The organism is Bradyrhizobium sp. NAS80.1, assembly GCF_001908205.1.
GTDB lineage: Bacteria > Pseudomonadota > Alphaproteobacteria > Rhizobiales > Xanthobacteraceae > Bradyrhizobium.
Window position 1 is genome coordinate 1 of record NZ_LGHL01000160.1, and the last position, 7,231, is coordinate 7,231.

A 7,231-nucleotide genomic window follows, 5' to 3' on the forward strand; every position below is an offset into this window, starting at 1 on the left:
CCGAAGATCGTGACAAGAACCGCCCAGTCTGCGGCCCAGTGATTGTGCACGCGCACCACAGCGAGCCCGGCCACGAAGGAAAGGACTCCGGAGACCAGCACGAGGGCGGGATCGTGCGAGACGGCCTCGACCAGTGCCGACATCGAGCCCAGATTGATGAGCAACGTGGCCGCGAGCGCGATCAGGGACGGGCCGATCAGACCCGCGATCGTTTTTGAGTTTGCCATGGGTTAACTCCCAGCGCGGTTGCCGTTGCGGCACCAGTCCGAACAAAAACACACCGCGCGAAGCTCCAGTGAGGCCGAGTGTGCACTGGTCCGATGCCGAGTACGAGCCGTTCGAAACGGCCAAAAAGGAACGCGCACCGCCCTGTACGATAGCCTAAAAGCTCGGCGCCGAGGAGGCGACACACCCCGTGGGGTACCAGCCTGCTGCGATGCGGGATTTCGGTCATTTTCGACCGACTCTGCGGGTTTCCGCTGCCGTTCGATGTCTACTCTTCCCCGAAGCGACCTACTTACTGCGCGGCAACGAAATGACGCGAAGCGCCAACAGGCGACATAAAACGAATTTTGAAGTGAGACCGCACCATGCGGTCGCACGCGAGCAAGCGTGCGACGCAATCTGCGCCAACTCATCTGGACCTGTGGAACTCCGCCCCTGCCAGCAGCAACGCTATAACATCACGTATCGGATCAATTTCAACTCGTGCGCGCCTCTGGTGTCTTTGCCTTTCGCGACTATGTCACGTGCGCGGGGGCGTCCAAGGCGAACCCACGCGCTAACAGGGAGTATGTTGATGGCCACTTGCACTGAAAAACACCACGCGAACCACCCTCATCACCATGGCCCGAACTGCGGACACACGGCGGTTCGCCATGATGGCCATGTGGACTATCTTCACGACGGTCATCTCCACCATATGCACGAGGATCATGTGGACGAACATGTCATTCCGATCACTGCCACAAATCCCGTGAGCTGCACACCTCAGGTTCACTGCTCACATACTCACGGTCCAAACTGCGGACATGAACAGGTGCCGCATGGCGATCATGTCGATTATCTCGTAGACGGTAGGCTGCACCATCCGCACGGTGACCATTGTGATGATCATGGGCCGCTCGAATTAGCCTGAGGGCGCCCATAGCTGCGAAGGTGCAGCCTCCCCGGATCCATTTCCGAACTGGGGGCGTGCCGATCAAGCGGACTAGCATGCCGACTGTGGAGGCGATCCGTGCGGTCAGGATTGCGCTTTCTCAAGAGGATTAGTCTCAGTGTCATAACGGCCGCGTGGCTGGCGGCTGGATCCGCTGCAGCTGAGCAATCGTCGGACGTACCGGCCTGGCTGCGGGGCCATATTGGCGAAAGCGACGGACAGATCGCGCAAGTTGTTCTGCAGAGGGCACGCGCCCTCTATCTGCGAAAGATGAACGAAGGCGTCAACTCCGGACATTCGGCCTTTTGGCTTAACGGGGCCGACCTCCAATTCTATGTGGCGGTCAGCCGTTCGGATCTCTTCAGACGCACCACGTTGGTACAAAGCAGCGTCCGCCACGCGTACGCGATCACGGGCGCGCGTGCTCCGCTCCTTATTCAGGCCGACCCTTTAATCTCAAAACTCTTGCTTGCGCCCACATCCGCCGCCAGGGACCGGGCGAAACCAAGAGCGCGAGCGCTAGGAGAGCAAAGCTCACGGTCCAGCGAACACGCTGGCGCGCCCGCCCGCGCACTTCTGTCATAACGAACTGCTCGCCGTTGCGCATTTCGCCATAGGATCGCAGCAACGAGGAAATCCGCGCAACGGTGAAGTCATCCAGCGCCTCACCCTCGCTCCGGCTTCGCCCCTCCATATCGTTCAAGCGCTCCGCCTCAGTGCGGTAGCGCTCAGCGTGCTCGCTTGCATCCGCCAGGGCGGACTGCTCGCCGCGGGTCAAATAGATCGTGCGCAGGGAAGGGAAGATGTATTCGGCCGCGTCGAGCACCGGCTGGTCGGTGCGCGGTGCGACAACGAGTTGCAATGCGGAGCCCGCCAGAATCGCGGTCATACTCCAGCGCGCAGCCGCAATCGCCATTCGCCATGCCGTACGGCGACTGCTGTGCAGAACAGCATAAAGCACGCCACTCAACCCGAGCGCGCCGCCAAAGGTGCAAACCATGGCGGCGCCGGTCGGCAAATCGAACGCAAATGAAGCCGCAAGTCCCACGGCACTGCTGAGCGTGCCGACGGCCCAACCGATTGCCAGCTGGGTTGCGAACGATCGGGCAAAAATGGCGCCGATTGCGGCGGGGACAATGAGAAATGAGAAGACCAGCAGTACGCCGGCAATCGCGACCGAACTCGTGACGACCACGCCGAAAGTTGCGAAAAAGAAGAATTCCCAGACGAGCGATCCCGCCCCTGTCAGCCGGCGGCGCAACAGAAAGTGCAGCAGCCCGATGGCCGCATACAGCGGAGCGATCGCGTGCAGTTCACCGATCCCGGCGAAAAGAATATTTCCGGTCAAGATTTGCTTGAGATGTTCGGCGCCTTGCGGTGCGCGGTCGATGAGGAGGATCGAAACGGCGGCGGCGACAACATAGATCACTCCAATCAGCGCCTCCTGCGGAACGCGGGTGGCCCAGAGCCGAGTGAAGGCCAACAGCACCGATGCGAGCAGCGTGAACGCGAGCGAATAAGCGTAGGTGGCCGGGCTTTGAGCCGGATGACCGAGCATAAATGCGACTGTCGCGCCGAGGGCGGCGATCTGCGCGAGCGCCAAGTCGACGAAGATGACCTTGCGGGCGAGGACTTGGATGCCGAAATAGGCGTGGATACCAACGAGGCAGACCGATACCAGAAACGCCGGCCAGAGAAATGCGATCGCCTGGCTCATTGTGCCGATGCCGCTGCGCTCAGGGCTTCGGCGTTTCGCTCGAACAGCGAAATGAAATCGTCGGTCCGGGGCAGCGCGCCTACCGACGCCGCCAACGTCACGACCGATGCGCCCGCCTTGCCGGCCAGGAATGCGACATCTCGTTCGGGCTGAGAGGGCTCGCGGACGATGATTCGAACCGCCCGTGCGCGCATCGTCTGCAAGATCGCGGCGAGGTGCGAGGGGCTCGGCGGCACACCCGGCTTCGTTTCGAGAAAGCCGACGAAATCCAAGCGAAACCGCCGCGCAAAGTAGGGCCAACTGTTGTGATAGGCGACGAGCGGTCTGGCTTTCAGGGGCGCGAGCTTCGTCTCCCATTCCGACAGCTTCGTCTCCAGTCGGGCGAGGAAGGCCAGGCGGTTGGCTTCGTAAATTGAAACGTTTGCAGGGTCGCGACGCGCCAGCGCTTCCAGTATCGTGCTCGTGATGATCTCGGCGTTCTTGGGATCGAGCCAGTAATGCGGGTTCCCGAGACCGTGAGCGTGCCCTGGGCCAACGCTCAGCCCGCGAACCTCCAGCACCGAAATACCAAAAGAGGCATCGACATAGCCAGCGCCGTCGCGGCCGAGGTCGGGATTGTCGGCCTGCGCGAGCAGGCGGTCGAGCCACAAGTCGTAATCGAGCCCCACGCGAACGAGCAGGCGCGCATTCTTCAGGCGCAGCAGGTCCTGCGGTTTGGGCTGATATTCCTCCGCGTCCATGGCGGCCGGTACGAGGCTGATGACCTCCACGCGGTCTCCGCCCACGGCTTCCACAAGACTGCGCAAGTCGGTCGTCGTGGTGACGATCGGAACGCGGTCCTGCGCGAGTGCCGACCACGCCAGGACCGAATAAGCGCAAGCGAGCATCATCGCGAAACACAACAAGATGGATTTCGTCTGCGAAGAATTGCGCATGATCTGGCTCGTGCATGCCTCAGGATAACAGCATTCGCCCTTCGGACTTCGCCGCACCTAAGGACTTCACAGCCACCGGCTGCTGGCCTGCAGCGGGCCCACATTGCGCGCTTGCTGTCGCGTCTAAGTGGACGTAGTCTAAACCATGACCGCGTGTCGGGGCACGGGCTTTAAACGGGAGCTTGGTGCTGGACTCCAGGCGAGCGGTTGCTATGCGGCGGATAATTGCGGTCTTGAACGCGGCGCTACTGGCGCTAATCGGCGCGAGCGTCACCACAACTGCGCAGCAGACGCCATCTGCACTTTCCGCGGCGCAGCAGCTCATGCTCGTGCCCGCTTCGAAGTACCCGGGCCGCGTACACGTGCTGCCCGCAACTTTGGAAACGACGCAATGGGGGTGGTTTGACAATGCGGAACTGCCGCGGCTGATCGTTGATTCCGGTGATACCGTCGTGGTCGAGACGATGTCGCACTCGCACGGTCAGCTCTGGCCCGGCCGCACGATCGAGGAACTGAAGAAGTTGCGGACGGATTGGCCTGGCCGGGGTCCGATGTCCCTGACGGGGCCGATCTACGTGAATGGAGCGGAACCAGGCGATACCCTGCTCATCAAAATTCAGAAGATCATACCCCGGCCGTGGGGGGCAAACTTCAATATTCCGGGCATGTTCGGCCAATTCCCGAAGCAATTCCCGGATGGCCAAGTGAAATACTTTTACATCGATATCGAGCGCAAGATAGCCGAGTTCGCGCCGGGCATCGAAATTCCCTTGCGGCCATTTCCAGGAACGCTCGGTGTAGCACGTGCCGAACCGGGCCGGTACAACGCGGTGCCGCCAGGTCCATTTGCAGGCAATCTCGACAACCGCGACCTCGTCGAGGGGACGACGCTGTACGTTCCGGTGTTTGTCCGCGGCGCTCTCGTCTGGACCGGCGACTCACACGCAGCGCAAGGCAACGGCGAGGTCAACCTCACCGCCATGGAAACCGCGTTTCAGGAGATCACGATCACCGTGACGGTCGACAAGACGAGAACGCTGCAATGGCCTCGCATTGAAGCGCCAACCGAGTGGATCACGATGGGATTCGACGAGGACCTCAACAAAGCGCTCGCCAATGCCAAGGCAGAAACCGGCAAATTGCTGGCGGAGCAACGCAAGCTGCCGGCTGATGAAGCCGTGGCTCTGGTCGCCAAAGTGGCCGACTGTCGCGTGACGCAGGTCGTAGACATCAAGAAAGGCATTCACTGCATAACGTCGAAAGATGCGCAAAAATCACTTGCCGAAAACCGGCCGTCGGCTGAAACGCCGGAATACCTTGTAACGCATGTCGCCGATGCGGACATAAACAAGGCGATGGATGCTGCGTCCTGGAGCATGATCGAACTCCTGCAGAAGGAGAGGACGCTTTCGCGTCTCGACGCTTACTCGCTCGCTAGCATGACGATGGATTGCCGCGTCGGTGAGATGGAGGCCGGTGAGAAGGGCGTCCACTGTCTGGTGCCGAAGAGCCTTTGGGTCAAGCGCTAGTCTAGTCCGTCGAATTGATCCGTCGAGGCTGGCCGCGGCCTTCACCCCGTCGACCATCACCCGTTTCGCTCGGTTTTTCTTCCGCTCGGCGGTCTCCGTCTTCTGTCCGATCGGAGCTTGGGTGAAAGGTCGTATCCGCACGATGCAAAATCGGGCGAAACTAGGTGCCACTGCCTTCGCAATATCCGAGTTGGGTCATTCCCGACGAACCCCACCGATCATAACCGACACCCGATGTCCGCTTCGTCCCGCTTGCGACCGAAACGGAGTGGCACCGCAATATGTCGCGAAGGGCCAATAAGAGACATACTCCTTGAAGTTTCCGCTCAATTTGGTCTCTACTTACAGGATCCTTGGGGGACTACATGTCGGCGCAGCAATATTCCCGTCGTAAGGCTGTTTCATCGCTGGCTGCTACAGTCGCCTGTGCGTTGGGCGGCCCCATCCCCGCAACCGCGGAACCAGTTTCCCCCCGCGAGACGCAAGACTGCGCCGGTCCGATTTTCTCCACAACAGGTCCAAACGCCGAGCTCTACGGCGCAAAAGATGGCTATCCTCTTCCCGACATTACGGAGGCGCGGAGGCAAGGCGACCCTTGGGAGCCAAGATACCGTGTCGGCGCATTCACCCATATCGATCGTATCTATCCAACACGGCTCATCGAGCGAGCTGTGACGCCTTGGAAGTTCAAATGCTCAAGGGCAGAAGTTTACTACAATTTTCAGGGAAGCAAGTTTTCGCCCCTCGACTACATGTCGCGCAATCCGGTCACTGGCCTACTGATCGCCAAGGACGACCAGATTATCTTCGAGCGCTATCAGTACGCGCGAACTGATCAAGATCGGTTCGTATCCCAGTCGATGGTCAAGTCAATAACCGGACTGTTGATCGGGATCGCCATCTCCGAGGGTGCGATTAAGTCGGTCGATGATATCCCCGAAACTTATGTGCCGGGCTTTATGGGCACCGAGTACGGCAGGACGCCAATCCGCGATCTGCTGCACATGTCCTCAGGCGTCGATTTCGGTGAAACGAGAGACGGAGGACGCGACCTCAATCGCCTGTGGAACGGCATGGGGATCGCGTTCCCGGAATGGAAGATGGGCACGGTTAAGAGCATCGTGCAATTCAATCAGCGTATCGCCCCATCGGGAACGAGATTTTACTACGCCAGCATAGAAGCCGACGTGCTCGGCATGGTGCTTCAGAGGGCTGTCAACAAGTCAGCGTCCAACTATCTGCGCGAGAAAGTATGGGAGCCGATCGGCGCGGAAGCGGATGCTAATTGGTTGATAGACGCAGAAGGATTTGAACTGGGGCACTTCGGCTTCAATGCCGTTCTGCGCGATTACGCCCGGCTTGGGCGTTTGCTGGCGCATGATGGCGCATGGGATGGCAAGCAGATCGTTCCGGCGCAATGGATGATCGATGCAACAACCATTCGAGCTTCGGATGGCTATCTGCTACCGGGCGCGGCGACGAAAAGATTTGGCTACGGTTATCTCTTGTGGCTGCTTCCCGGTGAGAGGCGACAGTTCGCGTTGTTAGGATACAAGGGCCAGTATATTTGCGTTGATCCGACCTCAAAGGTTGTCATGGTGCACACTGCAATTGAGGACCCGGTACATCGAGACGAGCCATGGGTCCTATGGTCGGCACTGGTCGATCAGCTAGGCTGACAATAGCTCGGGACAAACTCGACAGATCGACCGCTTCGGGTCTTGGCTGTGTGAAAACGCCAAGGCGCTTGAGCGCGATAGAAGAAGTTATTCGTCCAAGGCGGTTCTAGCGCTTAAGCTGGCACGTGGCTTCAACTTAGACGACGAACTGAAGAATGTAATTCTAGCCGTGTCTCGATCATTCGCGTTTTTACACAGCCAGGGTCATTCTC

4 protein-coding genes and 1 pseudogene are annotated in these 7,231 nt (G+C 59.7%); 2 read left to right on the forward strand and 3 right to left on the reverse strand.

The window, feature by feature from the left end; genetic code table 11:
- The 3 genes and pseudogenes from AC629_RS32025 to AC629_RS32040 all read right to left on the reverse strand — a co-directional run.
- Positions 1-227, reverse strand: a pseudogene (locus AC629_RS32025) (hypothetical protein); the annotation flags it as partial.
- A gap of 1,365 nt (positions 228-1,592) precedes the next feature.
- Positions 1,593-2,876: a metal ABC transporter permease gene (locus AC629_RS32035; protein ID WP_084808816.1), complete on the reverse strand. Its 1,284-nt coding sequence runs from the start codon at positions 2,874-2,876 to the stop codon at positions 1,593-1,595.
- On the reverse strand, positions 2,873-3,811 hold the full coding sequence (locus tag AC629_RS32040; RefSeq protein ID WP_084808817.1) for a metal ABC transporter substrate-binding protein: 939 nt from the start codon (positions 3,809-3,811) through the stop codon (positions 2,873-2,875). The genes AC629_RS32035 and AC629_RS32040 overlap by 4 nt, the downstream gene beginning before the upstream one ends.
- A 233-nt stretch (positions 3,812-4,044) precedes the next feature.
- Here AC629_RS32040 and AC629_RS32045 point away from each other — a divergent pair, with 233 nt between their 5' ends.
- Together AC629_RS32045 and AC629_RS32050 are read left to right on the forward strand one after the other, a co-directional pair.
- The gene (locus tag AC629_RS32045) at positions 4,045-5,340 is read left to right on the forward strand and encodes an acetamidase/formamidase family protein (protein ID WP_168195625.1); all 1,296 of its coding nucleotides are present in this window, start codon (positions 4,045-4,047) and stop codon (positions 5,338-5,340) included.
- A gap of 365 nt (positions 5,341-5,705) precedes the next feature.
- A complete protein-coding gene (locus AC629_RS32050; RefSeq protein ID WP_143199600.1) occupies positions 5,706-7,019 on the forward strand; it encodes a serine hydrolase domain-containing protein in 1,314 nt (437 codons plus the stop codon).
- Positions 7,020-7,231: the final 212 nt, after the last annotated feature.

Excerpts from the sequence above, each read along its gene's own strand:
- AC629_RS32035 (WP_084808816.1), bottom strand. The coding sequence starts at position 2,876 with ATGAGCCAGGCGATCGCATTTCTCTGGCCGGCGTTTCTGGTATCGGTC.
- AC629_RS32040 (WP_084808817.1), bottom strand. The coding sequence starts at position 3,811 with ATGCGCAATTCTTCGCAGACGAAATCCATCTTGTTGTGTTTCGCGATG.
- AC629_RS32050 (WP_143199600.1), top strand. The coding sequence starts at position 5,706 with ATGTCGGCGCAGCAATATTCCCGTCGTAAGGCTGTTTCATCGCTGGCT.